Below are 26,919 nucleotides of genomic sequence, written 5' to 3'. Positions count from 1 at the left end.
TATCTTAATGCTGTAATATATAAAGTGTATGGCTATAAGCGACATCTTCAGGATTCTCAATAGGATAACCCTTCAACCAAGGTTTTATCAATCGCCCATTAGTATATTGATAAATAGGTGCTATTGGTGCATCCTCTGCGATAATTTGTTCTGCTCGGTTATATAGACTATTTCTTTCATTTGCATCAATCGCCATACCTGACAATGTCAAAATTTCATCATATTGCTTATTTTGATACTTAGGTATATTACCCGCATGTTTAGAGCCTAATAAACTTAAGAAAGTAGAAGGTTCATTATAATCACCCACCCATGATGCTCTTATCACATCAAAATCCCCTGAGTTTCGGCTGTCTATATACGTTTTCCATTCTTGATTACGTAGCTCAACTTTAACCCCTAGCTTTTTCTTCCACATAGAAGCGACTGCAATGGCAATTTTCTGATGATTTTCCGAATTATTGTATAACAATGATAATTTTAATGGATTATGAGGCCCATATCCCGCTGCCGCTAACAATATCTTGGCTTGGCTATCTAATTCATCTTGATTATATTCATCATAAATAGTTGATTCAGGGGTAAAATTAGCCGTAACATCTGGTGTAAAACGATTTGCTGGCTTTTCACCTGTGCCTAACACTTTATCGGTAATGATTTTTCTGTCTATTGCCATTGCCAATGCTTTACGTACACGAATATCTTTTGTTGGCCCTGATTGAGTATTAAAAGCATAATAATATGTTCCTAATTGATCGGGTATATAAACCTCATTAGGAATATCTTTCATTAGTTTGTGGTATAAATTTTTAGGAAATGACTCTGTTATATCGATATCACCTGCTAAATAGCGTTTAGTTGCATGTGATTCATGGTTTATCGGTACAAACGTGACTTTTGTTAATACTGTATTTTTATGATCCCAATAATAAGGATTAGGTGTTAATACAATTTTTTCATTAACCACTCTATTTGTTAAAACAAAAGCACCATTTCCAACCAAATTACCAACTTTGATCCAACCAGCACCATATTTTTCAATGCTATGGCGAGGAACTGGATATAAAGAAAAATTCGTTGTCAAACTTGGAAAATAAGAAACAGGTCGCTCTAACGTCACCTTTAACGTTTTTTCATCTATTGCTTCTACACCCAATGAGCTTGGTTTTAATTTTCCATCAATAATTTTTTGAGCATTTTCAATAGAAGCGAGCGAAGCATACCATGCAAAAGGAGAAAGATTTTTAGGATCAACTAATCGTTGCCAACTGTAAACGAAATCAGTTGCAGTGACTTTTTCTCCATTAGACCATTTCGCATTATCACGCAAAGTAAAGATCCATACACGATTATCTTCAGTACGCCAACTCTGAGCGACACCTGGAATAGCTCGTCCATGTTCATCTTCTATCGTCAATCCTTCAAATAAATCACGTTGCACCTGAGCTTCAGTTAACCCCACGGCATTAATAGGATCAAGTGACGCTGGTTCATCTTTTAAATGTCTAACCACTTCTTGTTTTTTATCGAGTATCGTTCCTGCTGGCACTACCGCCGCATTTACCTGCGATACGAGTAATCCTTGAACGACAAGTGCACATGAGATGACGAATATTTTGCGCATGTCTGTTTCGTCCTGTAATCTGTATGAGAATGAACTGCATAATTATAAGAGCCTGATAAAAAGGCACAATCACTGATTACAAATATTTTATAAATTTTTATGTTTTTCATGGTCACTATGCAAACAGTGGCAAATTTTAATAATGGTTAAGCATTAACAAGATTTTTCGTTAATAATTTAGTATTAATAACAATTAGTCTGACAACTAATAAAGGAGAACAACAATGGCACATCAAGTTACTTTACAAGGAAATGCAGTGACTCTGGCTGGTAAATTCCCAACAGTAGGTCAAAAAGCTGCTGATTTCTCTCTCGTAGGTAAAGATCTTAATGACATCTCTTTAACAAGCTTTGCAGGTAAACGTAAAGTTCTAAACATTTTCCCAAGCGTAGATACTGGAGTTTGTGCTGCGAGTGTTCGTCAATTTAATAAAGTTGCAAATGAACTAAATAACACGGTTGTTTTATGTATTTCAGCTGACTTACCTTTTGCCCAAGCGCGTTTCTGTGGCGCTGAAGGTTTAGATAATGTTGTAACATTATCTACAATGCGCGGTGCTGAATTCAAAGAAAATTACGGTGTTGCAATTACATCAGGCCCATTAGCAGGCTTAACTAGCCGCGCAGTGATTGTGTTAGATGAAAACAATACTGTTCTCTACACCCAGTTAGTTGATGAAATCACAACTGAACCAAATTATGATAATGCATTAAATGCACTAAAATAATATTCATTATAAAAAAAAAGACGAGCATTACGCTCGTCTTTTTTATGCAGAAAATCCTACAACCAAATTAACCTTCAGACTTTTCGGTCTTTTTATTTGTTAAATTATATTCTCTCAGTTTATTGGCAATCGCTGTATGAGAAATACCTAAACGTTTTGCAAGTTTCCGAGTGCTTGGATAATCACGATATAAGCGCGTTAAAATTGAAGCCTCAAAGCGTTTTGTCATTTCATCTAATGAGCCTTCTAATAAATCCACATCAAATAGAGTTTCATCTGTATGCTCAGGTAAAGTAATATCCTGAATTCGCAGAGTGTTTCCTACTAATTGCGCCATTGCTTGATAAACAGTATTTCTTAATTGGCGAACATTACCAGGCCAACCATACTGTGTTAAATAAACTGATAACTCCGGTGATATTACAGGTTTAGTTGCTTGCTGCTCAATGCAATATTGGTTAATAAAATGCATCGCTAACGGCATAATATCGGCTTTTCTTTCTCGCAACGGAGGTAGAGTTAACGTTAATACATTCAGGCGATAATAAAGATCTTCTCTAAACAACCCTTTTTGTACCAGTTCCCACAAATTTTTCTGCGTTGCACAAATAATGCGAACATTGACATTAACCTCGTGCTCCTCACCTACACGACGAAATGTCCCGTCATTTAAAAAGCGTAGAAGCTTAATTTGCATTTGAGGAGACATTTCGCCAATTTCATCAAGTAAAACGGTTCCTCTGTCGGCCTGCTCGAAGAAGCCTTTTTTTCCTTCAACAGCATTAGGGTAAGCCCCTGCCGCATAACCAAATAACTCACTTTCTACGACATCATCAGGCATTGAAGCACAATTGAGTCCCAAAAAAGGATTTCTAGCACGGGAACTAAGGAAATGACAGGCTTTAGCAAATAAATCTTTTCCTGTACCGGTATCACCTACCAATAACAGTGGCGCATCCATTTTTGCCATTTTTTTTGCACGTTCAACAAGTTGTTTCATTTGAGAACTAACAGCAATAATTTTCTCAAATTCATGATTATCACTGACAATTAATTTTGAATGATCGTGAACAACATCTCGATATTTCAATAAAATAAGCGCACCAACACAATGGTTAGATTGGTTATCATCTGCAAGTTTTATTGGTACTATTTCCATATCAAAATTTTGTTTTTTTAAATTGATTGGAATAATTTCAGCAGAAGGATCTTTTTGTTCTAACCAACGATGAATATTAAAATTAGGGATTAGTTGATTGAATGATTTTTCACTATTATCGTTAGCATCCAATTCAAACAGTTGGCGAGTTGCCGGATTTTGTAATTTTATTTGGCCTTTAATATTAATAGAAAAAACCGGAACTGGCACAGATTCAAGCAGTGTCCACATGGCTCGATGCTCTTGTTCTGATGGCATAAATGCAACTGTCCGCACATCAATAACACCATTTATTCGCCGTATTTCCGCCATTAGCGGTTGAAATATATCAAAATCAATCTGTGAAAAATTCAGGTAGATAAGACCTATTGGAAATATTTCAATTCCACGTAAGTCAATATTTTTTAATACTAGTAGATCCAATAATTCACGGGTTAACCCGATGCGATCTTCACAAGTGATCTCTAAACGCATTATAAACCTTCTTAATACTGAGTGACCCTGAACTTATTCTAGATATTATACATAAATATCAACCAAATAAAGAGCCTTGTCAGCAAAAGTTGACACCACTAGCATTTATTTTTACACAGATAAGCTTGTATTTTGATTTTAATACCTGAATTATTTATGCTTTAAAAAAATCAAATAATGAAAATGAAGAGTTTTTTATTATTTTTTTCAGCTCAAAATCAATAAGATATTCGATATCTTTTATTAAGGGGCCTAATTCCCGGCGTATTACTTTCTTAATGGTTTTACAGCCATTATCAAAACAAAAAAGAAGATACTCTAGAGCACTGATTGCCTGTTCTTTTTTATCTGTCTCTCTCAGATATTCAAAAAATTCTGATGTTTCTTTTATTTGAAATGGTTTAGATTGTTTTTGATACTGCTTTTTTTTAATTTCATCAATTGTTTCACTAAGAATAGGGATCAAAATACTCAATTGTTTATCAATATTTGAAACATTAAGAGCAGAGCTAAGATAAAGTTGGCGTCTTTTCTTCGAGAGTTTTTTTATTACTGACATCTGTATTTCTTTCATTTTTCAACCTGATTAAAAGTATTATTTGTTAACTCTTTTCCTATTTTTTATAAATAAAAAACCATCTCTATTTTTTAATAGAAATTTATCTACAAAGTAAATTTTACAAATATATTGAGATAATATTTCTGTGGTAAACTTCTTACCGTGATATTTAACGCCATTTATCACACTAAACTCAATACTATTTTCTATCAAAAAGGGAATATTTTTATAGAAATTACGAGTTTTTAACTAGAGATGCATGTATTTTCAAATAAAAACAATGGGTTATAACCTCTTTTCTTTTTGGATGTTTTTACTCTTTTTAAAGATATTTTATTTATCTAATTTCATTTGAAATAATTACACTATAATAAATAAAATATAGATAGTACTTTATAGTATGAATTTATTTGTTTAGATATAAAATATCGACACCTAAGCCACTTGCATGATTTTATACAAACTATTTTTTGCTAAATTTTTATACAAAAAAACCGTAGAAATAACTCTACGGTTTTTTATTTAAAATAACTCAACATTAGGAATTTTATTTTATTCTTTTTTCTTGCCACTAATTGTATTTTTTAATTTTCCTATAAGCTCTTTTCTAAAATCACCCAACTTAGGTTTATTATCATCGATCCAAGGCAGCGGTCGACATAATTCCATTGCCTTGAGCCCTAAACGTGCCGTTAATAAACCAGCGCCAATTCCTTGAGCTGCTCGTGTTGATAGTCGTGCGGCGAGATCTTGAGAAAGCCAATCCATCCCGACTTCTCTTACTAGTTCAGTAGCCCCTGCAAATGCAATATTGACTAATACAAGGCGAAATAATTTTAAGCGACTATAGTACCCTAGCTCTATACCATAAATTTCAGCGATACGATTAATTAAACGAATGTTACGCCAACCAATAAAAGCCATATCGACCATCGCTAGCGGACTTACTGCTATCATTAATGTTGATTCTGCAGCAGAGCGACTAATTTCAGCTCTCGCTTGTTTATCTAAAATAGGTTGAACTAATTGACTATAAAGCTCTAATACTTCCTTGTCATTATGCGTATCATGTAATGCACTCTGCCAACGAATTAGTGCAGGATGTTGTGAATGAATACCCGCTTGTTTAGCCAATTTCTCACAAAAAGGTCGACCATTACCCATCGCATGACTATAAAGTAATTCTTTTGCTCTATCTCTTTCATTTGCTCTTTGACGTAAGCGATAAATACGACGCCATTCTGTTATTACAGAGCCAATTCCTGCAATAACAATTAATCCCCCCGCACTTGCTGCACCTAATGCAATCCAATCAGAGTTTATCCAAGACTCATAAATCCATTGCCCTGTTTGAGCGATAACACTAATCCCTAAAATAGTACTTGCAACTGTGATTAAGCGTTTCCATACACTTTTTTTAGGTTTTAAAATAGATTGGATATCACCTTCTAACTGCCCTTCGTTTTCTTCATCTACTTGAGGATCAATAGGTAAAAATGCTTCATTTTCCTGAAAATCAATACCTTTTTTTAAGCTTACTTCATCTTGAAGTATGGGCTCTTTAAAATCAATTCGTGATTTTAATGGCTCATTCATTTTAATTTATCCCCTAACAAGAATTCCATTGCACTATCCATGCGAATATGAGGAACTGCGCTATCTCTTGATATTTGTTGTGGTCTAAAAGATTCGAAACTAAACCCTTGTTTTTCCCAAAATTCTTTTTCAGGCAATCGTTTAGGAACTTCACCAGGGAAATACACCAAAGGTTTGTTATCACTTAAACGAAAACCTTTTAATGCTGGAATTTTTTCACCATGGTGATCCACAATGCCACTTTCAGTTGCAGCTATAGAGGCAAGCCCCATACAATCAATGCTGATCCCTTCAAAAATAGCATTTTGTTTAGCATCTTGAATAAGTTGTTGAAGCAATGAAACTAAATTTTCGTGCTGATCAACTGTAATATGATCAGCTTTAGTCGCTGCAAATAATAACTTATCAATGCAAGGTGAAAATAAGCGTCTAAGTAAGGTTCTTTTTCCATAATGAAAACTGCGCATTAATTGTGTTAATGCTTGGCGCATATCATTAAAAACATCAGCACCTTGATTTAAAGGTTGTAGGCAATCCACTAAAACAATTTGTCTATCAAATCCTTGGAAATGATCTCGATAAAAACCTTTTACCACATGCTGGCCATAATATTCATACCGTTGCTTTAGCATGCCAATATTAGTCCGTTTATCAGCATTCTTTAATTTGGCAATATCATGCTGTTGTAAATCAGGCCAAGGAAAAAACTGCAAAACAGGCGCACCGGCTAATTCACCAGGTAAAACAAAACGCCCCGGTTGAATAAAATGAAGCCCTTCTTTTTTACATGCTAATAAATAGTCAGTGTAAGCAGAGGCAATATCCGCTAATAATGTTTCATCAGCAGGTGCAAAGGGATCGCATTTTTTAAGTTGTGTTTGCCAATTTTGTTCTGGCAATCTTCTTTGGCGATTTACCTTATTCATTTGCTCTGACCATTCAAAATAATCTTGCTCAAGCATCGGTAAATCTAATAACCATTCGCCAGGGTAATCCACAATCTCTAAATAAAGCGAAGATGTTTCTTTGATAAAACGTGTTAATGACTCATTTGAGCGATAACGTAATTGTAAACGAATTTCACTCACTCCTTTGGTTGGAACCGGCCAACTTGGAGGTGTGTGATAAAGCGATTCCATTCCTTCGTCATAAGTAAATCGGGGGATATTTAAATTATGCTGAGGAATACGTTTTACACCCAATAGTTGCTTATCTCGTGCCGCTGAAAATAACGGTAAACGCGCACCAGTATGCACATTAATAAGTTGATTAACTAAAGAAGTAATAAATGCCGTTTTACCACTTCGGCTTAATCCAGTTACCGCTAAGCGAAGGTGCCTATCAACACCACGATTAATAAAAGCTGTAAGTTCATTTTGTAGGCGTTTCATGTTTCTCCCAAGACATTTGACGCGATAGCTTATTTAAACCTGCTTTAATAACAGGCTCTGCTATCAATAGAACCAACCAACGTAACGGTTTGCTACTTACGCGTTTTATTATACTGCCAGTTATTGCGGCCGGCCCAAATAAAGTCAATAACATTAACCCAAATGTTAACCCTTTTTTGGCAAAGTAGGTGAGTTTATTTGTTTTTAGCGAGATATAAGCTTGATTGATATTCACAGCACTCTCCTCAATCAGGAATTTTGCTCATTTATAATACATTTAGTAGAAAATAGACCGACTTAACGAAAGACGCTCCTAAATCGGAGCGTCTTATCGGATTAAATGGTGAAAATATTACAGATCGCGAAAGCGTTTATTTAACTGATAGCTGGAAGAAGTAATATATCGTTCCATTTGCTGTAAACGTTTTTCACCTTGCATTAATTGATTATCAACACCGCTTAAAATTTCTTTTAAACTCTCCTGTTGCTCATCACCTTGTTGATAATTAGCAGGCGCAGGCTCCATAAAGAAACTCAAAACAAGATAAGCAACAATCGTTAAGCCAAAAAATCCAGCAAAGAGTGCAATCACCGCAATAACCCTGACAAGTAAAACAGGAATATTAAAATAATGGGCAAGGCCTGCGCATACGCCACGGATCACGCCCTCTTGTGGCAAGCGATACAATTGTTTGCTTTGTACCGTCATTATGATTGCCTCCAGTTAGGATGTTCTGCATCAAGTATTTGTTCTAGCGTCTTAATGCGTTCCTGCATTTGCTGAGCCTTATCCACCAGCGCGCTCAGTCGCTGCATTTCTTGTTGGGTTAACTGAACATTCCCTCCACCTTTCTGATTGCTGTAATGCAACCACAGCCAGATAGGGAGAACAAATAAAATAAAAATGGTCAGTGGTATTCCCAGAAATATATAGCCCATTACATATCCTTTATAAGATGGTTATTACGCTTGCTGTTACTCTTTATTGATATTGATTTTAGCTTTTAATGCCGCTAATTGCGCGCTAATTTCATCATCAGCTTTTAATTCAGCAAACTGTTGGTCTAATGATTTCTCTTTACCTAACCCGTAGCTTTGTGCTTCACCTTCCATATGATCAATACGGCGCTCAAATTGTTCAAAACGCGCCATTGCTGCATCCATTTTACCGCTGTCTAATTGACGACGAACTTGACGAGATGAATTTGCTGCTTGATGGCGAACAACTAAAGACTGTTGTTTAGCTCGAGTTTCTGTCAATTTATTTTCTAATTCACTGATTTCACCTTTCAAACGAGTCAAGGTTTCATCAATGATAATCAACTCATGTTTTAGCGTATCATTAACTGAAGCAACACGTTGTTTTTCAATTAATGCTGCACGCGCTAAATCTTCTTTGTCTTTAATCAGAGCTAGTTCAGCTTTATCTTGCCAATCTTTAATCTGTTTTTCCGCTTGTTCAATACGACGCTCTAATCCTTTCTTTTCAGCTAAAGTACGTGCAGATGTTGTACGTATCTCAACTAACATATCTTCCATTTCTTGGATCATTAGGCGGATCATTTTTTCAGGATCTTCCGCTTTATCTAATAAAGAAGCGATATTGGCATTAATAATGTCAGCAAAACGTGAAAATATACCCATGATGTCATCCTTAATAGCTATGCTAATTAGTAATGTTAAATATTTCATTAAATGGCGTCATCTAATCATAACGCCCGGCTTACTTTAGTTAATACAATTAACGTGCCAACTTTTAAAGTTCACCTAACCTATTAATAATAGTTAATTTATATTGTTCGCCTATTTTTCGAACACCTGATAAGCTGGTAAAAAATACCTTACTATGGTGAATTTAACCAATGAATGAGAATTTAGAGACAATAATCGGTGTTGATAGTCAATTTATTGATGTTTTAGAACAAACATCAGCACTTGCTCAATTAAAAAAGCCAGTATTAATTATTGGTGAACGAGGTACAGGTAAAGAGTTAATCGCTCATCGATTACACTACCTTGCGCCTTGGTGGCAAGGCCCTTTTATTTCTATCAACTGCTCTGCGCTTAATGATAACTTGCTCGATTCTGAACTTTTTGGTCATGAAGCTGGTGCTTTCACTGGTGCTAAAAATCGTCATCAAGGGCGTTTTGAACGTGCTGATGGTGGCTCTCTTTTTCTTGATGAACTGGCAACAGCACCAATGCTTGTACAAGAAAAATTATTACGAGTTATTGAATATGGTCATTTAGAGCGTGTTGGTGGCAGTCAATCTTTGCATGTGGATGTTAGGCTTATCTGTGCTACAAATGCAGATTTACCTGCAATGGCTGAAGAAGGTAAATTTCGCGCGGATTTACTGGATAGATTAGCTTTTGATGTCATCCGATTACCCCCGCTAAGGGAACGCCGAGCTGATATTATGTTACTTGCTGAAAACTTCGCGATTTCAATGTGCCAAGAATTGGGATTACCTTTTTTTCCTGGTTTTAGTGATAACGCATGCCAAATTCTTTTAGACTATTCATGGCCTGGTAATATTCGTGAGCTAAAAAATGTTGTGGAGCGTTCGGTTTATCGCCACGGAACCAGCGATAGAGAATTAGACAATATTATTATTAATCCTTTTGCAGGCTTGCAAACACCGATATCGAAACAATCACCATTAGAAAAAAAGATTTCGTCTTTTTCACCACCTGATTTACCTCTTGATTTGCGACAATGGCAAAATGAAATGGAAAAAATATTAGTGAGCAATGCGTTGAAAGAGAGTTTATATAATCAAAAAGAAGCTGCTGAAAAACTGAAATTAAGCTACGATCAATTTAGAGGATTGATTAAAAAGCACCAAACAACAACATAACACAATGATTAATAATCATTTTTATTTTACAGGGGGAGTGTTTTTAAAAAAGAGGCAAAAAAAAAGCCAGCACCCGAGCTGGCTAGTAAAAAAATACTGGAAGCAATGTGAGCAATGTCGTGCCTTCTGCGGAAAACCTCTTACCGCTGAAGGACAATACGGATGATAATCTTTATCATTAGCATTTGTAAAGCTTTTTGTTGAGAATTTTTCTCACTTTGTTTTTTTGACTATTTGGGGATAGAAAGTTTTTTAAGTTACAATAGCAAAATCGTTTCTCTAAAAGACATTATTATGCGCCCTATTTTACTTATTGGTACTCTGCTAGTTAGCTTAACAAGTGCAACTTGTATCGCAGATGTAGCACCAAAAACACAAGCGCTATCGATAAAACAAGAGCCAACTCCAATTAATCAAAATGGCTTTGTTTATTGTGTTGATGGCAGTGTGAATACCTTTAATCCACAATTATCAAGTAGTGGATTAATCATCGATCCCCTTGCCGCGCAACTTTATGATCGTCTTTTAGATGTTGACCCTTACACTTATCGTCTTATTCCTGAAATAGCCGCTCGTTGGGAATCGCTAGATAATGGCGCAACATACCGCTTTTATTTGCGTAAAAATATCTCGTTTCAACAAACATCATGGTTTACACCTACACGAAAACTCACAGCAGATGATGTGATTTTTAGTTTTGAACGGATGATCAACCCACAAAATCCTTATAATCAAGTCAATGGTGGAAAATATCCCTATTTTGATAGCTTAAGTTTTGCCGACAATATCCAATCAGTTAAAAAGTTGGGTCAATACACAGTCGAATTTAGTTTAAAAGAGCCTGATGCCTCTTTTTTATGGCATTTAGCAACACATTACGCCCCTATTCTTTCCGCTGAATATGCACAAAGCTTAGAGAAATCGGGCAACCAGACACAACTTGATTGGAAACCAGTAGGTACGGGCCCTTTCTTTCTAGATGAATATCAACCGGGACAATTTGTTCGTTTATTTAGAAATAACGACTATTGGAAAGGTCAGCCTAAAATGCAACAAGTTGTTATTGATATGGGAGCTGGAGGTACAGGCCGTATATCTAAACTATTAACAGGCGAATGTGATGTTTTAGCCTATCCTGCGGCTAGCCAATTAAAAGTTTTACGTGATGATCCTCGGTTAAGATTAACATTGCGCTCAGGTATGAATATCGCTTATTTAGCCTTTAATACTAGTAAGCCTCCACTCAATGATCTTAAAGTTCGCCAAGCTATTGCTTATGCCATAAATAATGAACGTTTAATGGAATCGATTTATTATGGTACTGCTGAAACAGCCGCATCGGTACTTCCTCGTGCATCTTGGGCTTATGATAATCGTGCAAAAATCACAGAGTACAATCCTGAGAAATCGAAACAAATACTAAAAGAGCTAGGGCTTGATGGGCTTAAATTGAACCTTTGGGTACCCAGCGCATCACAATCTTACAACCCAAGCCCATTGAAAATGGCTGAGCTCATTCAGGCAGACTTAGCTCAAGTAGGCATTCAAATGAATATTCGCCCAATTGAAGGGCGATATCAAGAAACCAGTATGATGGATAGGACTCATGATATGACATTATCTGGCTGGTCAACAGACAGTAACGATCCTGATAGTTTTTTCCGTCCTCTCTTTAGTTGTGCAGCTATTAGTTCACAAACTAACCTTAGTCATTGGTGCCTACCGAGTTTTGATGATATTTTAAAAAAAGCGCTTTATAGTCAGCAACTTGCTTCAAGAATGGATTATTATCATCAAGCACAAGATATTCTCGCTCAAGAACTACCTGTATTGCCTTTAGCTAATTCTTTACGTATGCAAGCATATCGCTATGATATTAAAGGATTACTATTAAGTACTTTCGGTAATGCGTCTTTTGCTGGTGTTTATCGAGAAGCAGAAGTGGATGAACAAAATCACAAGAAAGAGGCTATAAAATAATCTATGATTATTTATTCAATACGTCGATTGCTTTTATTACTTGTGACACTGTTCTTTTTGTCACTGGTGAGCTTTAGCCTGAGCTATTACACGCCAAATGGTCCATTAAGTGGTGCATCACTAATAGATGCCTACTTTTTCTATGCTCACAATATGACTCATTTTGATTTTGGTATTTCTTCTATTAATGGAGAACCCATTAAAGCGCAATTAATTGAGGCATTGCCAGCAACAATGGAACTTTGCACCTTAGCTTTTCTTTTTGCCTTAATTGTGGGTATTCCTGCTGGGATCATTGCTGGTGTTTGGCGTAATAAATCTGCTGATATTATTATCAGTAACTTTGCGCTCTTAGGTTTTTCTGTGCCTGTTTTTGGACTTGCCTTGTTATTAACACTTTTCTTCTCACTAAAACTGGGTTGGCTTCCTGTTTCTGGTCGTATTGATTTACTTTATAACTTACAGCCTATTACAGGTATTGCATTAGTTGATGCTTGGTTATCTAATTCACCTTATCGCCAGCAAATGATTATTAATGTATTACAACATCTGATTTTACCTGTAACAACACTTGCTATTGCACCCACAACAGAAGTTATTCGATTAATGCGCAATAGTACGGAAGAAATTATGTCAGAGAACTACGTGAAGGCAGCCGCAACTCGAGGTCTCTCACGTTTTACAATTATTCGTCGCCATATTCTTCATAATGCTTTACCCCCTATCATCCCTAAATTAGGCTTACAGTTCTCCACCATGCTTACACTTACCATGGTGACAGAAATTGTATTTAATTGGCCGGGACTCGGCCGCTGGTTAGTCACAGCAATCCGCCAACAAGATTACTCTGCGATTTCCGCAGGAGTGATGTTAGTAGGTTCAATGGTCATTGTTGTTAACGTCTTATCAGATATTGTCGGCGCTATGAGTAATCCAATGAAACACAAGGTGGGATATGCCTTTAGATAGCCAATTTTATAAAGAGAAAAAAACACCAACACCCGTAGCGGTGATTTGGCAATGTTTTTCTAAAGACGTTATCTCAATGGTAGGGTTTTATGGTGTTCTTTTTCTCTTAGTATTGAGTGTAATTGGCCCTTATATTGCGCCTTATGCTCTTGATCAACAGTTTTTCGGACATCAATTAACGCCACCATCTTGGTATCAAAACGGGAACGTTTCTTACTTTTTTGGTACAGATGACTTAGGCAGAGATGTTTTTAGTCGAATTTTAATTGGGACAAGTATGACCTTTGGTGGTGCATTTATTGTCACTTTTGCTGCGACATTAATGGGGTTAATTATTGGTTGTTTTGCGGGGATGACTCATGGTTTAAAATCCGCCATTCTTAACCATATATTAGATACCTTATTATCAATTCCATCACTACTTCTGGCCATTATTGTTGTAGCTTTTGTGGGAACAAGCCTTGGTCATGCCATGATAGCGATTTGGCTAGCATTGTTACCTCGCTTAGTCAGAATGATCTATTCTGCGGTCAATGATGAATTAAACAAAGAGTATGTCATTGCTTCTCGACTTGATGGCGCATCGAATATTTCCATTTTATGGTATACCGTATTACCTAATATTACCCCTGTATTGGTCTCTGAATTAACGCGTGCTTTTTCAATCGCTATTCTTGATATTACCGCATTGGGTTTCCTCAATTTAGGCGCTCAGCTTCCTTCTCCTGAATGGGGTGCCATGCTGGGCGATTCACTTGAGTTAATTTATGTCGCCCCATGGACTGTCTTAATTCCAGGCGCCACAATCATGATCAGCGTTTTATTGGTGAACCTATTAGGAGATGGTTTACAGCGTGCAATAAATGAGGGAGTTGAATAATGCCTTTATTAGATATACGCAATTTAACCATTGAATTTATGACGCCTGATGGGCCAGTTAAAGCCGTCGATCGTGTTTCTATTACCTTAAATGAAGGTGAAGTCAGGGGGCTTGTCGGCGAATCAGGATCAGGTAAAAGCTTAATTGCAAAAGCCATTTGTGGCGTCACTAAAGATAATATCAACGTAACTGCTGATCGTTTCCGATTTGATGATATTGATTTACTTAAATTATCCCCAAGAGCGCGACGTCGTGTCATTGGTCATAATATTTCAATGATTTTCCAAGAGCCACAATCTTGTCTTGATCCTGCGACAAAAATTGAACAGCAGTTGATACAAGCTATCCCAGGTTGGACATTTAAAGGCCATTGGTGGCAACGCTTTCATTGGCGAAAACGCCGTGCAATTGAATTATTGCACCGTGTAGGTATTAAAGATCACAAAGATATTATGCGCAGTTACCCTTATGAATTAACAGAAGGTGAATGCCAAAAAGTGATGATAGCTATCGCCATTGCTAATCAGCCTCGATTGTTGATTGCGGATGAACCGACTAACGCAATGGAACCCGCAACACAAACACAAATATTTCGTTTACTTACTCGACTTAATCAAAATAATAATATGACAATTCTTTTGATTAGCCATGATTTGCAATGGATGAGTAAATTGGCGAATAAAATTACAGTGATGTATTGTGGTCAAATGGTTGAAACTGCCTCTCCCGATGAACTATTAGTAACACCTTATCATCCTTATACTCAAGCATTGATACGCTCTATTCCTGATTTTACCAACTCATTGGCACATAAGAGCCGTTTAAATACATTGCCTGGAGCAATCCCTTCGCTTGAACATCTACCCGTAGGTTGTCGTTTAGGCCCACGTTGCCCATATGCACAACGCCAGTGTATTGAAGCCCCTCGGTTACGTTTATTTAAAAACCATGCCGTGGCTTGTCATTTCCCGTTAAATGTGGAGCCAACTGATGTTCGATAAACTGCTTGAGGTAAAGAATCTTTCAAAAACCTTTCGCTATCGCACTGGATTATTCCGGCGTCAACAATTAGAAGCTGTAAAACCAGTTAGTTTTACACTTGAGCCAAAACAAACCTTAGCCATTATTGGTGCTAATGGTTCAGGAAAATCTACATTAGCAAGAATGTTATCAGGTGTAACTGAGCCTACCGGCGGGGATATTTTTATTAATGGGCATCAACTCCATTTCGGTGATTATCCTTATCGTAGCCAACGCATTAGAATGATATTCCAAGATCCCACTAACTCATTAAATCCGCGCCAACGTATTGGTCAAACATTAGATATTCCTTTGCGTCTTAATACGGATCTGAGTGCTATTGAACGTGAAAAGCGCATTTATCAGACATTACGCCAAGTGGGCCTTTTGCCTGAACATGCCAACTATTATCCCCATATGTTTGCATCAGGTCAGCGCCAACGTATTGCGCTTGCAAGAGCATTAATTTTACAACCTCAAGTAATTATTGCTGACGAGGCTATCGCATCATTGGATATGTCCTTACGATCACAAATTATAAATTTGATGTTAGAACTGCAAGAAACTCATGATATTGCCTATATTTATGTAACACAAAACTTAGGTATGACTAAACATATTAGCGATAAGATTATTGTGATGGATAATGGTGAAGTTGTTGAACGCGGTAATACAGCTGAAGTCCTTGCTTCACCTTTACATGAAGTCACACGAAGATTGGTTGCAAGCCATTTTGGTGAAGCCTTAACAGCCGAAGCTTGGCGTCAAGATTTAACTTAAGTGTAAACAATATAGGCCTAATGTTAATTGCACATTATTTCGCCCTTTTCCCTTAACTCCTCGGAGGTGCTAGGGAAATTAAACAAATTTACAAATGTCGTGGTAGAATCAGCCACGTTTATTAACAATAAGCGTGATAACCCAACAGATAAATAAAACTGTGAATGATGTTATTATCGCGATTTACGAAAAAACAAGGATACAGCTATGGGCTTTATGACCGGCAAACGCATTCTTATTACTGGTGTTGCTAGTAAATTATCAATTGCTTATGGTATTGCCAAAGCTATGCGTGACCAAGGTGCAGAACTTGCATTTACTTACCAAAATGAAAAACTGAAACCACGCGTTGAAGAATTTGCAGCATCATTAGACTCAAATATCGTATTAGAGTGTGATGTGTCAAAAGACGAAAGCATCGATACCATGTATGCAGAACTTGCAAAAGTTTGGCCAAAATACGATGGTTTTGTTCACTCTATCGGTTTTGCACCTGCTGACCAACTAGATGGTGACTATGTTAACGCTGTTACTCGTGAAGGTTTTAAAATTGCTCACGATATTAGCGCATACAGCTTTGTTGCGATGGCAAAAGCAAGCCGTGAAATGCTAAATCCAAACTCTGCTCTATTAACTCTGACTTATTTAGGTGCTGAACGTGCAATCCCTAATTATAACGTCATGGGTCTGGCTAAAGCGTCTTTAGAAGCTAACGTACGTTACATGGCAAACGCCATGGGTCCTGAAGGTATTCGTGTTAACGGTATCTCTGCTGGCCCAATCCGTACATTAGCGGCGTCTGGTATCAAAGACTTCCGTAAAATGTTAAGCCATTGCGAATCAGTAACCCCTCTGCGTCGCACTGTAACAACCGAAGATGTAGGTAATACAGCAGCATTCTTATGCTCTGACTTATCAGGTGGTATTACTGGCGAAATCATCCACGTTGATGGTGGCTTTAGCATTGCAGCAATGAATGAATTAGAACTAAAATAACTCTATTGCCTAAATAACAAAAGCCAGCCTAAAATCATTAAGGCTGGCTTTTTTGTGAGAATAACATTCCTGCGTATATTCATTTCATCCTCCCTGTTAGATTTTTTTAAGCTTTTTCTATGTTTAATTATTTGGCTCTTTTGTTGATAAACATCCATATTTCATCTTGTTTTCACTCTTTTTGAACTTCATATTTAGAGTAATTACTTTTTAGATAAATATAACTTTTGTTTTTTAGTTAATTCCTATAATCTTCTCACTTATTACAGATAAAATAATCACATATTAATAAAAGGATTTAATGTATGAAGAAATTTAAATTTCTGTTTTATATTTTTGCCATTATCGGCGTGATTATTTTTATCGTTGCTTTATTTGTTATTAAATCAGAATTACATTTAGTAAGAAATGGCATAGAAACAACGGGTATTGTTATTGATCAAAGTATGAGTCAATCCTCTAATGAGAGAAATGTTTATCACCCTATTATTCAATTTACTACTAATGATAATAGAAAAATTACTTTTCGCTCACTAGAAGGAAGTAACCCACCTCGTTTTCATCTTGGTGAAAACATTAGTGTTATTTATCTTCAAAATGATCCTCAAAGAGCGACAATTAACAACTTTTTAGGCTTATATGGTGCAGGCACTATATTAGGTATTTTTGGCTTGGTATTTGCCTCAACGGGACTTATCCCTCTGTATTTTATAAGAAGAAAAGCCAATAGAAATCAACGATTGAAACGTGATGGTATGCCTATTAATGTAAAAATATCTGAGGTCATTATTAATAATAATATTCGAATTAATCACCGTTCTCCTTATCAAATCATTGCAGATTATCATGACACATTAAATAATCGTTTAATTCGTTATAAAAGTGGTTATATATTTTTTGATCCCACTCCTTATATTAATAAAGAACTGGTTACAGTCTATGTTGATAAGAGAAATCCCAAGATTTATTACCTTGATATTTCTTTCCTACCTTCATTTGAAGAATGATAATTAATATAAAGAATACTTATTTTCTTATAATTTCATCAATTATCTGTCTTGTTCACAGATTTACAAAAGCCTTTTTCATTCGCATCATTTGAGTTTGCTAATTTCTTAGAACGCCTTATTATCTTATGTTAATGAAGATATTTTTTGATATCCGTAAGTCATTATCACCATCTCATTGATAGGGAGCTATTCAATATGAAATTGTACTACACACCGGGTAGTTGCTCACTTTCCCCTCATATCGTTTTACGTGAAACGGGCCTAGATTTCTCTATTGAACGCATCGATTTACGTGCTAAAAAAACAGAGTCAGGTAAAGATTTTCTAACCATCAACCCTAAAGGGCAGGTTCCTGTCCTTCAATTAGATAATGGTGATATTCTGACTGAAGGCGTTGCTATTGTTCAATACCTTGCAGACTTAAAACCAGATAGAAATTTAATTGCACCACCAAAAACATTAGAACGTTATCACCAAATAGAATGGTTAAATTTTCTTGCGAGTGAAGTTCATAAAGGTTATAGCCCACTATTTTCACCAGATACTCCTGAAAGCTACCTACCAGTGGTTAAAACCAAACTCAAAAGTAAATTTGCTTATATCAATGATATCTTAAGCAAACAAAAATTTGCATGTGGTGAGTATTTTACTGTTATTGATGCTTATTTATTTACATTAAGCCAATGGGCACCGCATGTTGGCTTAGATTTAACTGATCTAACACATCTACAAGATTACTTAAAACGCATTGCACAACGCCCTAATGTACATAGCGCACTGATTACTGAGGGGTTAATTAAAGAGTAATCTCTTTTCTATTTTTTAATTTAAATAGCTCAAGTGACATATAATTACTTGAGCTATTCTCTTTTAAATGCACAGACAATAAATGTGGTTATCTAAAGTAATACACTTTCATATCTGTATCTAAAAAGTACTCAGGGAAATGACTTTACTAGGCTAATAGGATATTACATGATTAACGTTTCGACTTACTTAAAAATAAGAGATAATTTTATTAATATCAATGACTATAATGGTTTATTAAAAGATACTTTCTATATTGAAGGTGCCATAGAATTATCTATTTATAATACTAAAATAATCGATATAAGCATGTGGGATTATGTTGACCAACTATGGAGCTATCTAGTCGAAGGTTTAGTTAAAATAAATGAAAATCAAGAGTTTAAAACCAACTTTCCTGACCAGCCTATTGAAATAAAATTTCAGCCTATCAATGAAAACGTGCTCATTACCATCAATGCTAACAGTTCAAGAAAATCGTTTATTAATAAACACCTGCTTATAAAAACAATGGCATTACATGCTCAAGGATTTTTTAATAAGTTAGTAACCTTTAAAGGTATTGTTCTTAATGATTATGCTATTGATTTTCAAAATATAGAAAACTTACTAAAAAAAGAAAGTTAATATAAAAATAAAGGAAATAAAATGAATAATAATTTCGAACACTGCGAAAAAAACATTTCTTTGTTTGAAATAGAACAATTGGAGAATAATTTAAAATATAAATTTTCTAATGATTTTGTTGAACATTACCTACAATTTAATGGAGGAGTCCCTTTAAAGAGTTGGTATTATATCAATAATGATATTGAACCTCTTGAAATTGCAAAGTTTAAATCCATAAAACACTGTAACTTAACTTTAGATAGTAGTACTTCATTACTCGATAATTGTTATTATTATATGATTGAAAAAAAAGTTATTCCTCAAAACATCATCCCCTTTGCTATTGATTGGGGTGGGAATTTTTTCTGCATTAATCAAGATGATAATAGTGTGCTATTTTATGCGATAGATCTCTTTAATGATGAACTAACTCTTGAAGAAAACCATAAAAATGCTCAACTCTATTTAGCTCCTTCATTTGATGTTTTTATCAATAATCTAATGAGTGAAGATGAGATAGACGGCTTATAATACGTATAATCCATTGATATCTTACAACTGGCTCCTAAAAAAACGGAAACTATTAAGCCTCCGTTCTGGTTCTAATCAAATTTGTTTTATTGCAATTAATCTATCTGTGTTGCGCAGAATCTATGTGTTGGATGCACCATTTGATCTTGTGCAGCAACGAGTTGCAATTCGTACTCATTCATTTCTTTCGTTTTGAGCATCACTTCATAAACTGCCGCGGCAACGTGTTCTAATGCAGTTTGTAACTCAACCCCTTTGAGTAAATCCACCAGCATTAAACCACTGGTTAAATCACCGACTCCCACGGGTTGACGCTCACCAAAATCAACTAATGGGCGACTAACATGCCAACTATGTTCTGCGGTTACTAACAGCATTTCAAAGCGATCATGGCGATATCCAGCACGTGATAAGTGTTTTACTAATACAATCTTAGGGCCTTGTTTACACAATTCACGAGCAGCGTTTACGCACTCATCAACGTTGTGAAGTGCTTTACCACCACTTAATGTTTCAAGCTCTAAAAGATTAGGGGCAATAATATCGCTAATTGGTAAAGCTTCTTCACACAGCACACCTGAAACTGCAGGAGGGACAATACAACCTTTTTCAGGATGCCCCATCACAGGATCACAAAAATACCATGCGTTAGGATTGGCTTGTTTTACTTTTTTAACGATATCAACAATACGCAAACCTTGTTCAGCCGATCCCAAATAACCACTTAGTACAGCATCACATTGTGAGAGCTTGCCGATTGCGGCAATACCATCAACAATTTCTGTAATATGTTCTGCTGACATAACACATCCAGTCCATTTTTCTGGGTACTGTGTGTGGTTTGAAAATTGCACTGTATTTAAAGGCCAAACGTTCACACCCATCCGACGCATTGGAAACTCAGAAGCACTGTTACCCGCGTGACCGAAAACAACATGAGATTGAATAGAGAGTATATTTTTCATGACATAAACCGATTATTGTGAATACACACAACACCCAAGCTTTATCATCATAGGCGAGGTATATACGTTATTTATTGTTATTAAGAAAAAGGGCAACTCACCGGCTGCCCTTTACTGTCAATTATTTCCAGATAACAAGGCAGTAGTGTTTTTTACCGCGACGTAAAATAGAATAATGACCAAATAAGAAATCTTTTTCTTCAAAGACGTATTCAGGATTGTCTTGTTTTTCACCGTTAATTGAAACAGCGTTAGAGCCAATCATTGTACGAGCCTGACCACGAGAAGGAACTAATTCTGCGTTAACCAGCGCTTGTTGCAAATCACTGCCTTTTTCTAATTCAATTGTCGGCATACCGTCTTGTGCTAATTGTTCAAGATCAGCTTGTGTTAAGTCTGCAATTGCACCAGAGAATAAGCTTTCTGTAATACGTTTAGCAGCGACTAATCCCTCTTCACCGTGAACTAAACCCGTAACTAGTTCTGCTAATACACGTTGAGCACGAGGCGCTTGACCGCTATTTTTATCTTCTTCTTCAAGTGCATTAATTTCTTCAATGCTCATAAAGGTGAAGAATTTTAAGAAGCGATAAACGTCAGCATCTGCTGTATTGATCCAGAACTGATAGAATTTGTATGGGCTTGTTTTCTTAGGATCTAACCAAACCGCACCACCTTCTGTCTTACCGAATTTAGTTCCGTCAGATTTAGTAATTAATGGTACAGTCATACCAAATACTTGTTTCTGATTGAAACGGCGGGTTAAATCGATACCTGAAGTGATATTACCCCACTGATCAGAGCCACCGATTTGTAATTCAACACCTAAATGCGTATTTAATGACGCGAAGTCATAAGCTTGTAATAGGTTATAGGCGAATTCAGTAAAAGAGATACCCACATCGTCACGGTTTAAACGCTGTTTAACCGCTTCTTTGTTGATCATTTGGTTCACAGAGAAGTGTTTACCGATATCACGCAGGAATGTCAGCACATCCATTTGACCAAACCAGTCATAGTTGTTTGCTAATTCCGCACTGTTTTCACCACTGTCGAAATCTAAGAAAGGTGACACTTGTTTACGAATTTTTTCTACCCATTCGTGAACAGTATCTTGGGTATTCAGTTTGCGCTCGGTGGCTTTAAAACTAGGATCACCAATCAGACCCGTTGCACCACCCACCAACGCCACAGGCTTATGCCCGGCTAGTTGGAATCGTTTTAAACACAGCAAAGGAACCAAATGCCCCAAGTGCAGGCTATCAGCGGTAGGATCGAAGCCACAATAGAGAGCGATAGGACCTTGCTCCAAACGCTCTACTAAAGCTGCCTCATCCGTGACCTGAGCGATTAGCCCACGCTCCTGCAATTGTGTGATTAGGTTCTTGCTAGACATCAATGACTCCATCGGTTTATTGTTTTTTGTCTATTTAAAATATAAGTGAAACACAAGTGGTATAGCATAAAGCGCCACTACGTTAAGTACCAGTAGAAAAAGACTTTTTGAGACAAATTTATTAGCACCATTAAGGTGCTAATCGCTCAATATCCCATCCTTGTGGTGATTTTTGGTAAATAAAGCGATCGTGTAGACGATTTTCTCGTCCTTGCCAAAATTCAACAGATTCAAATGTCACACGATATCCACCCCAGAAACTCGGTAATGGGACTTCTCCATTTTGGAATTTCTGTTTTAATTCCATAAACTTACTTTCCAACACGCCTCTTGCAGAAATGCGAGAAGACTGTTGAGAAGCCCAAGCCGCAATTTGACTATCTTTAGGGCGACTGTGGAAGTATTTTAAAACTTCAATAGGCGAAAGTTTTTCTGCCTTCCCTAAAAAACAGACTTGTCTTTCTAAGGGATACCAAGGAAATAACAAACTCACTCTTTGGTTATGCTCTAAATGACTCGCTTTACGACTGCCCAAGTTGGTGTAAAAAACTAATCCATGTTCGTCAAAGTGCTTTAATAACACGATACGCTGGTAAGGTTGTCCATTTTCATCAACAGTTGCAACACACATTGCTGTAGGATCGCTTAAACGCGCTTCACAAGCTTGTTTTAGCCATTTCTCAAACAATACCAATGGCTGTTCAGTTAGTTCATGACGTCGTAATCCACCTTTCATATATTCACGGCGTAAATCAGCAACATCAATAAAATCAAGATCTGTCATTTTTCATTCTCTCTCTTTTGAGAAACTGCATTCAGCATATCACGCTTAACGAGGATTTGTAGGGTAAATCGCCCCTAAAACGGTTTCTCTTGATGCCCCTGTGACAGAAGGTAAATTTCCTGATTCATTGGCAATAGTTCTAGCTGCGAGCCAAGCAAATGCAAGCGCTTCCATATCATCACCACTTAAACCATATTTATCTGTAGGTGCTACTTCTGTGCCTGGTAATAATGAGGCCAAACGATGCATAATTTGCCCATTTCTAGCACCTCCACCACAGACTAAAAGACGTTCACATCCCCCGCTTAATTGTATTTGTTGCACAATACTGATAGCGGTTAATTCAACTAAAGTGGCTTGTACATCTTCAGGGAAAACATTAGGTACTCTTGCTAAGTGATAGTTTAACCATTGCGTATTAAAATATTCTCGCCCGGTACTTTTAGGTGCTGAACGAGAAAAATAAGGATCAGACAGCATATCTTTTAATAATGCAGCATTTACTTTTCCAGTTGCTGCCCATTGCCCATTATCATCATAAGGCGTTTGGTTGTGTATCCAGTTCCAGCTATCTAACAACATATTGCCAGGGCCAGTGTCATAGCCTTTTACTGCAACACCAGGCAATAATAATGAAATATTGGCAATACCCCCAATATTTAAAATAATACGTCTCTCGATAGAATGCCCTAATACTGCAAGGTGAAAAGCAGGCACTAAAGGCGCGCCTTGTCCACCATATGCAATATCACGACGACGGAAATCACCGACAGTGGTGATCCCTGTCAATGCAGCCACACGATTGTTGTCACCGATTTGCATAGTAAATGGCATATCACTTTCAGGTTCATGCCAGACCGTTTGTCCATGGCACCCTATCGCCGTAATATCGCTTGCACTCAGTTTTACTTTTGCCAGTAACTCTATAATTGCTTGAGCATATAGCTCTCCTAATTGTGCGTCTAATAAGCCTAGCTCATGTAGAGTAGTGGGTTGTCCTTGGCAAACAGCTAAAATACGTTGACGTAGAAGTTGTGGATAAGGTAAAAAATGAGTTTCTTGTTGTGCAACGAACTTATTATTGATTGCAGCTAATACAACATCAACACCATCTAAGCTTGTGCCAGACATCACGCCAATGTATCGCCCTGCTCTCATGTTCTTTTCCTTATAATCAAGATGATGCAAATTTTTAACATATAATGTTATATTCTCTTTTTTCAGAAATCTCTTCTGTTTTTACTATCGGCCTTTACTATATAGTAAGCTATATATTATTAAAATCAGTGTCGACATAAGTAAAAAATAGTCTATAACTGATACTAGACAACATTGGTATAACCTGAACAATGTACCTCAGGTTTTCTTTAGGAGTAACTATGTTTAAGCATTTACTTATTGGTCTTTTTACGATGACCGTTCTTACTGGTTGTGTGAACACAAGTTCATTATCGGGCGACACTTACACAGCAAGCCAAGCTAAACAAGCGCAAAATATTACTTATGGTACGATTGTTTCTGTTCGTGCGGTTAATATTCAGGCAGGCAGTGATGAGAATATCTTAGGTGCCATTGGTGGTGCTGTTCTTGGCGGAATGTTAGGTAACACAATTGGTGGTGGCACAGGCCGTAACCTTGCAACAGCAGCTGGTGCAATCGCAGGTGGTATGGCTGGACAACAAGCACAAGGTGCATTAAATACTACCAAAGGTGTTCAAATTGAAGTTCGTCTAGATAGCGGTAAAACTGTGGCAATCGTTCAAAAAGCAGATAATACTGTTTATAGCCAAGGTCAACGTGTTGCTGTTATTGGTAATGGAAATAATTTAACTGTATCTCCTCGATAATTCATGGATAAAAAACAGGCAACTTAATGTTGCCTGTTTTTTTATGATCTATAATAATAAATTTAAAGAGAGATTAAATATATAACCTACCTATTTATTACCCTCACGTAATAATTATTATCACAATAGTAATTAATCTTTATTTAAATAGATTATATATTGATTTTGAAATTATTAGCTATTTAGTCTATTTATATTTTTTTCCAACTTTTGAATAATACCAATTAACGTTTCAATCTCATCTCGTCGAATATCACCCAATATCTCTCGTCTTGTTTGTTCTATAACTGCATAGACTTCATTAATAAAAGGTTCAGATTCGTTTGTTAATTTTATACGTTTTGCTCTACGATCATTTGCACATGTATGTCTACATATCAGTTTTTTTTCTTCCAGTTGATCTAGTGTTCTTACTAAAGATGGTTGCTCTATACCTATAGCTTTAGCCAATTGAATTTGTGACTGCTCTGGTGGTAATTGGCTAATATTATACAAAGTGATCCAATGGGTTTGAGTTAATTTTAATGGTTTGAGACGATGATCAATTAAAGCACGCCATAATCGAACTAAACGCGCCAAATCTGCTCCTAATGTTGATTCCACTTATCTCTCCTTAATTAGTATTTTCAGTCAACTTATTGCAAAGTTTAGATATTCATTTTTAATACAACATTTACCTATTCTTTTTAATTAAAATATTTACCTTTAATAACTAATATAATTATATTCCTATTTATTAGATAAGTAATTATTTTCAATACTTGATTAATTTATTTTCTTTCTGACAACGAAAGTTCATAAAGAATAACCTTGTTATAAAAACTAATCTATATTTTTTTACATAATAACAATCATTATTTCACGATTTACCCCCCCGTAAAGAAAAATATTTTTGTTATCATGCAATTACAAATAAATAGTCATTAGAAATATTTTTAATAGATATAATTATATTAATAAAGAAAAAATAATAAACCAACTAACTATAATAAATAACAAAAATGAATTAAAACAATACTTCATTTATTTTTCAAGATTAAAAAATAAGTGGAACATTTAAAATAAATTAAGTTGTTCATTTTCTTTTTCTATTGTCGCCCCTCCTTTTTTAAATGATCTTAAATAACGCTGCTGACAAAGGCGTAATACATTTCTTTTATCTTGTGTGCTCATTGTTGACCAATTAAATCGTTCTTGCCGATTACGATAGCATCCCATGCAGTAACCTTGAGCATTCATTTCACAACGTCCAATACAAGGGCTAGGAATATCAAAAAATTCTAATTGATCTTGCATTTGATTTCCCCCCCCTGTTGTTTGTTACTATAGAGTATAGTTAATGGAGAGATTATCTGCACAATGCACTGATTGAACTGTTAAGGGTGTAGTAAAATTGAACTTTAGGGCTCTAACGCGCTATAGTACTGCGCCATCAGTTTATCTGTAAGGTTTAACATTAAAAAACACGAGAGGTTTATATGCGAGTACTTCATACCATGATTCGTGTAGGCGATTTACAACGTTCTATCGATTTTTATACCAAAGTATTAGGTATGCAACTTCTACGCACTAGCGAGAATGAGGAATATAAATACTCGTTAGCTTTTGTTGGCTATGGTGATGAGAGCACCGGTGCGGTTATTGAGTTAACCTATAACTGGGGTGTAAACAGCTATGAAATGGGAACGGCTTTTGGCCATGTTGCGCTGGGTGTTGATGATGTTGCAGCAACCTGTGAAGCTATTCGTCAAGCTGGCGGTAATGTTACCCGTGACGCAGGCCCAGTTAAAGGAGGCTCAACTATTATTGCTTTTGTTGAAGATCCTGATGGGTACAAAATCGAACTCATCGAAAATAAAAGTGCAAGTCACGCACTAGGTAACTGATTTTTATTTAAACCAGAAAGATAATCTATTTATCTTTCTGGCCTTGCTTATTATTAATTTCCGATAT

At 36.2% G+C, this 26,919-nt stretch carries 29 protein-coding genes; 14 read left to right on the top strand and 15 right to left on the bottom strand.

Translation table 11 applies throughout. The features are described 5' to 3' along the window. Positions 1-4 precede the first annotated feature (4 nt). Positions 5-1,624, bottom strand: coding sequence for a peptide ABC transporter substrate-binding protein (locus tag LW139_RS09685; protein ID WP_247851134.1), 1,620 nt, complete (start codon positions 1,622-1,624; stop codon positions 5-7). A gap of 224 nt (positions 1,625-1,848) precedes the next feature. Between LW139_RS09685 and tpx the strand changes: the two genes are divergently transcribed. Beyond that, positions 1,849-2,352 (top strand): thiol peroxidase, encoded by a 504-nt coding sequence (gene tpx, locus LW139_RS09680; protein ID WP_166541333.1) that lies wholly within the window; start codon positions 1,849-1,851, stop codon positions 2,350-2,352. 67 nt (positions 2,353-2,419) lie between these two features. Here the strand turns inward: tpx and tyrR are convergent, their stop codons facing one another. From tyrR to pspA, 8 genes are all read right to left on the bottom strand, one after another. Further along, positions 2,420-3,985, bottom strand: a complete 1,566-nt coding sequence (tyrR, locus tag LW139_RS09675; protein WP_166541334.1) for a transcriptional regulator TyrR — start codon at positions 3,983-3,985, stop codon at positions 2,420-2,422. A 154-nt stretch (positions 3,986-4,139) separates the two neighbouring features. Further along, the gene (locus LW139_RS09670) at positions 4,140-4,559 is read right to left on the bottom strand and encodes a hypothetical protein (RefSeq protein ID WP_208105249.1); all 420 of its coding nucleotides are present in this window, start codon (positions 4,557-4,559) and stop codon (positions 4,140-4,142) included. 537 nt (positions 4,560-5,096) lie between these two features. Next, entirely contained in the window at positions 5,097-6,140 is a 1,044-nt protein-coding gene (locus tag LW139_RS09665) for a YcjF family protein (RefSeq protein WP_166541335.1), read from the bottom strand. After that, positions 6,137-7,531 carry a YcjX family protein gene (locus LW139_RS09660; RefSeq protein ID WP_166541336.1) on the bottom strand — a complete coding sequence of 465 codons (1,395 nt, stop codon included), beginning with the start codon at positions 7,529-7,531 and terminating at the stop codon, positions 6,137-6,139. The genes LW139_RS09665 and LW139_RS09660 overlap by 4 nt, the downstream gene beginning before the upstream one ends. Beyond that, positions 7,512-7,766 (bottom strand): phage shock protein PspD, encoded by a 255-nt coding sequence (locus tag LW139_RS09655; RefSeq protein WP_227336812.1) that lies wholly within the window; start codon positions 7,764-7,766, stop codon positions 7,512-7,514. Before LW139_RS09655 ends, LW139_RS09660 begins: the two co-directional genes overlap by 20 nt. A gap of 117 nt (positions 7,767-7,883) precedes the next feature. Then, the gene (gene pspC / locus LW139_RS09650) at positions 7,884-8,240 is read right to left on the bottom strand and encodes an envelope stress response membrane protein PspC (protein WP_109408718.1); all 357 of its coding nucleotides are present in this window, start codon (positions 8,238-8,240) and stop codon (positions 7,884-7,886) included. After that, a complete protein-coding gene (gene pspB, locus LW139_RS09645; RefSeq protein WP_036937208.1) occupies positions 8,240-8,470 on the bottom strand; it encodes an envelope stress response membrane protein PspB in 231 nt (76 codons plus the stop codon). Before pspB ends, pspC begins: the two co-directional genes overlap by 1 nt. Before the next feature lie 36 nt (positions 8,471-8,506). Next, positions 8,507-9,175 (bottom strand): phage shock protein PspA, encoded by a 669-nt coding sequence (pspA, locus tag LW139_RS09640; RefSeq protein ID WP_072067962.1) that lies wholly within the window; start codon positions 9,173-9,175, stop codon positions 8,507-8,509. A 218-nt stretch (positions 9,176-9,393) separates the two neighbouring features. On the opposite strand from pspA, the gene pspF reads away from it, so the two are divergent. From pspF to LW139_RS09585, 11 genes are all read left to right on the top strand, one after another. Next, positions 9,394-10,392: a phage shock protein operon transcriptional activator gene (gene pspF, locus LW139_RS09635; RefSeq protein WP_247851133.1), complete on the top strand. Its 999-nt coding sequence runs from the start codon at positions 9,394-9,396 to the stop codon at positions 10,390-10,392. Positions 10,393-10,686: 294 nt separating this feature from the next. Beyond that, on the top strand, positions 10,687-12,372 hold the full coding sequence (sapA, locus tag LW139_RS09630) for an ABC transporter substrate-binding protein SapA (RefSeq protein WP_166541339.1): 1,686 nt from the start codon (positions 10,687-10,689) through the stop codon (positions 12,370-12,372). A 3-nt stretch (positions 12,373-12,375) separates the two neighbouring features. After that, positions 12,376-13,341 (top strand): putrescine export ABC transporter permease SapB, encoded by a 966-nt coding sequence (gene sapB, locus LW139_RS09625; protein WP_109408715.1) that lies wholly within the window; start codon positions 12,376-12,378, stop codon positions 13,339-13,341. Then, complete coding sequence (sapC, locus tag LW139_RS09620; RefSeq protein ID WP_166541340.1) at positions 13,328-14,221, top strand: putrescine export ABC transporter permease SapC; 894 nt, start codon at positions 13,328-13,330, stop codon at positions 14,219-14,221. The genes sapB and sapC overlap by 14 nt, the downstream gene beginning before the upstream one ends. Beyond that, the gene (sapD, locus tag LW139_RS09615; RefSeq protein WP_109408714.1) at positions 14,221-15,222 is read left to right on the top strand and encodes a putrescine export ABC transporter ATP-binding protein SapD; all 1,002 of its coding nucleotides are present in this window, start codon (positions 14,221-14,223) and stop codon (positions 15,220-15,222) included. Before sapC ends, sapD begins: the two co-directional genes overlap by 1 nt. Then, positions 15,212-16,021 (top strand): putrescine export ABC transporter ATP-binding protein SapF, encoded by an 810-nt coding sequence (gene sapF / locus LW139_RS09610; protein ID WP_072067956.1) that lies wholly within the window; start codon positions 15,212-15,214, stop codon positions 16,019-16,021. Before sapD ends, sapF begins: the two co-directional genes overlap by 11 nt. Positions 16,022-16,228: 207 nt before the next feature. Then, entirely contained in the window at positions 16,229-17,017 is a 789-nt protein-coding gene (fabI, locus tag LW139_RS09605) for an enoyl-ACP reductase FabI (RefSeq protein WP_072067955.1), read from the top strand. A 305-nt stretch (positions 17,018-17,322) separates the two neighbouring features. After that, positions 17,323-18,024, top strand: coding sequence for a DUF3592 domain-containing protein (locus LW139_RS09600; protein ID WP_166541341.1), 702 nt, complete (start codon positions 17,323-17,325; stop codon positions 18,022-18,024). A gap of 198 nt (positions 18,025-18,222) precedes the next feature. Beyond that, positions 18,223-18,834 (top strand): glutathione transferase GstA, encoded by a 612-nt coding sequence (gene gstA, locus LW139_RS09595; RefSeq protein WP_166541342.1) that lies wholly within the window; start codon positions 18,223-18,225, stop codon positions 18,832-18,834. 168 nt (positions 18,835-19,002) lie between these two features. After that, a complete protein-coding gene (locus LW139_RS09590) occupies positions 19,003-19,461 on the top strand; it encodes a hypothetical protein (protein ID WP_166541343.1) in 459 nt (152 codons plus the stop codon). Between the two features lie 21 nt (positions 19,462-19,482). Next, complete coding sequence (locus tag LW139_RS09585; protein WP_166541344.1) at positions 19,483-19,974, top strand: SMI1/KNR4 family protein; 492 nt, start codon at positions 19,483-19,485, stop codon at positions 19,972-19,974. Between the two features lie 95 nt (positions 19,975-20,069). On the opposite strand, the gene pdxY is transcribed toward LW139_RS09585, so the two are convergent. From pdxY to anmK, 4 genes are all read right to left on the bottom strand, one after another. Beyond that, positions 20,070-20,939, bottom strand: a complete 870-nt coding sequence (gene pdxY, locus LW139_RS09580; RefSeq protein ID WP_109408709.1) for a pyridoxal kinase PdxY — start codon at positions 20,937-20,939, stop codon at positions 20,070-20,072. 121 nt (positions 20,940-21,060) lie between these two features. After that, a complete protein-coding gene (gene tyrS / locus LW139_RS09575; RefSeq protein ID WP_072067950.1) occupies positions 21,061-22,335 on the bottom strand; it encodes a tyrosine--tRNA ligase in 1,275 nt (424 codons plus the stop codon). 130 nt (positions 22,336-22,465) lie between these two features. Then, positions 22,466-23,119: a pyridoxamine 5'-phosphate oxidase gene (pdxH, locus tag LW139_RS09570; protein WP_166541345.1), complete on the bottom strand. Its 654-nt coding sequence runs from the start codon at positions 23,117-23,119 to the stop codon at positions 22,466-22,468. A gap of 45 nt (positions 23,120-23,164) precedes the next feature. Beyond that, positions 23,165-24,277: an anhydro-N-acetylmuramic acid kinase gene (anmK, locus tag LW139_RS09565; protein WP_166541346.1), complete on the bottom strand. Its 1,113-nt coding sequence runs from the start codon at positions 24,275-24,277 to the stop codon at positions 23,165-23,167. Between the two features lie 221 nt (positions 24,278-24,498). Here anmK and LW139_RS09560 point away from each other — a divergent pair, with 221 nt between their 5' ends. After that, positions 24,499-24,966 (top strand): glycine zipper 2TM domain-containing protein, encoded by a 468-nt coding sequence (locus LW139_RS09560; protein ID WP_109408706.1) that lies wholly within the window; start codon positions 24,499-24,501, stop codon positions 24,964-24,966. Positions 24,967-25,140: 174 nt separating this feature from the next. Here LW139_RS09560 and slyA read toward each other — a convergent pair whose 3' ends face one another. Both slyA and LW139_RS09550 read right to left on the bottom strand, forming a co-directional pair. Next, entirely contained in the window at positions 25,141-25,569 is a 429-nt protein-coding gene (gene slyA, locus LW139_RS09555; RefSeq protein ID WP_109408705.1) for a transcriptional regulator SlyA, read from the bottom strand. Positions 25,570-26,022: 453 nt separating this feature from the next. After that, positions 26,023-26,262, bottom strand: a complete 240-nt coding sequence (locus LW139_RS09550) for a DUF1289 domain-containing protein (protein WP_166541347.1) — start codon at positions 26,260-26,262, stop codon at positions 26,023-26,025. Between the two features lie 182 nt (positions 26,263-26,444). Here LW139_RS09550 and gloA point away from each other — a divergent pair, with 182 nt between their 5' ends. Continuing rightward, the gene (gene gloA, locus LW139_RS09545) at positions 26,445-26,852 is read left to right on the top strand and encodes a lactoylglutathione lyase (RefSeq protein WP_036937247.1); all 408 of its coding nucleotides are present in this window, start codon (positions 26,445-26,447) and stop codon (positions 26,850-26,852) included. Positions 26,853-26,919 lie beyond the last annotated feature (67 nt).

The sequence above is a fragment of the Proteus vulgaris genome (assembly GCF_023100685.1).
Taxonomy (GTDB): domain Bacteria; phylum Pseudomonadota; class Gammaproteobacteria; order Enterobacterales; family Enterobacteriaceae; genus Proteus.
Note: the sequence above shows the minus strand (reverse complement) of the source record. Positions and strands in the feature narration are given on the sequence as shown.

Coding starts and splice junctions, on each gene's coding strand:
- pspA (WP_072067962.1), bottom strand. CDS start 9,175: ATGGGTATATTTTCACGTTTTGCTGACATTATTAATGCCAATATCGCT.
- gstA (WP_166541342.1), top strand. CDS start 18,223: ATGAAATTGTACTACACACCGGGTAGTTGCTCACTTTCCCCTCATATC.
- pdxY (WP_109408709.1), bottom strand. CDS start 20,939: ATGAAAAATATACTCTCTATTCAATCTCATGTTGTTTTCGGTCACGCG.
- LW139_RS09590 (WP_166541343.1), top strand. CDS start 19,003: ATGATTAACGTTTCGACTTACTTAAAAATAAGAGATAATTTTATTAAT.
- sapC (WP_166541340.1), top strand. CDS start 13,328: ATGCCTTTAGATAGCCAATTTTATAAAGAGAAAAAAACACCAACACCC.
- sapB (WP_109408715.1), top strand. CDS start 12,376: ATGATTATTTATTCAATACGTCGATTGCTTTTATTACTTGTGACACTG.
- anmK (WP_166541346.1), bottom strand. CDS start 24,277: ATGAGAGCAGGGCGATACATTGGCGTGATGTCTGGCACAAGCTTAGAT.
- pspF (WP_247851133.1), top strand. CDS start 9,394: ATGAATGAGAATTTAGAGACAATAATCGGTGTTGATAGTCAATTTATT.
- pspC (WP_109408718.1), bottom strand. CDS start 8,240: ATGACGGTACAAAGCAAACAATTGTATCGCTTGCCACAAGAGGGCGTG.
- tyrR (WP_166541334.1), bottom strand. CDS start 3,985: ATGCGTTTAGAGATCACTTGTGAAGATCGCATCGGGTTAACCCGTGAA.
- sapA (WP_166541339.1), top strand. CDS start 10,687: ATGCGCCCTATTTTACTTATTGGTACTCTGCTAGTTAGCTTAACAAGT.
- sapD (WP_109408714.1), top strand. CDS start 14,221: ATGCCTTTATTAGATATACGCAATTTAACCATTGAATTTATGACGCCT.
- LW139_RS09665 (WP_166541335.1), bottom strand. CDS start 6,140: ATGAATGAGCCATTAAAATCACGAATTGATTTTAAAGAGCCCATACTT.
- LW139_RS09585 (WP_166541344.1), top strand. CDS start 19,483: ATGAATAATAATTTCGAACACTGCGAAAAAAACATTTCTTTGTTTGAA.
- LW139_RS09660 (WP_166541336.1), bottom strand. CDS start 7,531: ATGAAACGCCTACAAAATGAACTTACAGCTTTTATTAATCGTGGTGTT.
- gloA (WP_036937247.1), top strand. CDS start 26,445: ATGCGAGTACTTCATACCATGATTCGTGTAGGCGATTTACAACGTTCT.
- sapF (WP_072067956.1), top strand. CDS start 15,212: ATGTTCGATAAACTGCTTGAGGTAAAGAATCTTTCAAAAACCTTTCGC.
- fabI (WP_072067955.1), top strand. CDS start 16,229: ATGGGCTTTATGACCGGCAAACGCATTCTTATTACTGGTGTTGCTAGT.
- pdxH (WP_166541345.1), bottom strand. CDS start 23,119: ATGACAGATCTTGATTTTATTGATGTTGCTGATTTACGCCGTGAATAT.
- LW139_RS09560 (WP_109408706.1), top strand. CDS start 24,499: ATGTTTAAGCATTTACTTATTGGTCTTTTTACGATGACCGTTCTTACT.
- LW139_RS09600 (WP_166541341.1), top strand. CDS start 17,323: ATGAAGAAATTTAAATTTCTGTTTTATATTTTTGCCATTATCGGCGTG.
- tyrS (WP_072067950.1), bottom strand. CDS start 22,335: ATGTCTAGCAAGAACCTAATCACACAATTGCAGGAGCGTGGGCTAATC.
- LW139_RS09670 (WP_208105249.1), bottom strand. CDS start 4,559: ATGAAAGAAATACAGATGTCAGTAATAAAAAAACTCTCGAAGAAAAGA.
- LW139_RS09550 (WP_166541347.1), bottom strand. CDS start 26,262: ATGCAAGATCAATTAGAATTTTTTGATATTCCTAGCCCTTGTATTGGA.
- tpx (WP_166541333.1), top strand. CDS start 1,849: ATGGCACATCAAGTTACTTTACAAGGAAATGCAGTGACTCTGGCTGGT.
- LW139_RS09685 (WP_247851134.1), bottom strand. CDS start 1,624: ATGCGCAAAATATTCGTCATCTCATGTGCACTTGTCGTTCAAGGATTA.
- pspB (WP_036937208.1), bottom strand. CDS start 8,470: ATGGGCTATATATTTCTGGGAATACCACTGACCATTTTTATTTTATTT.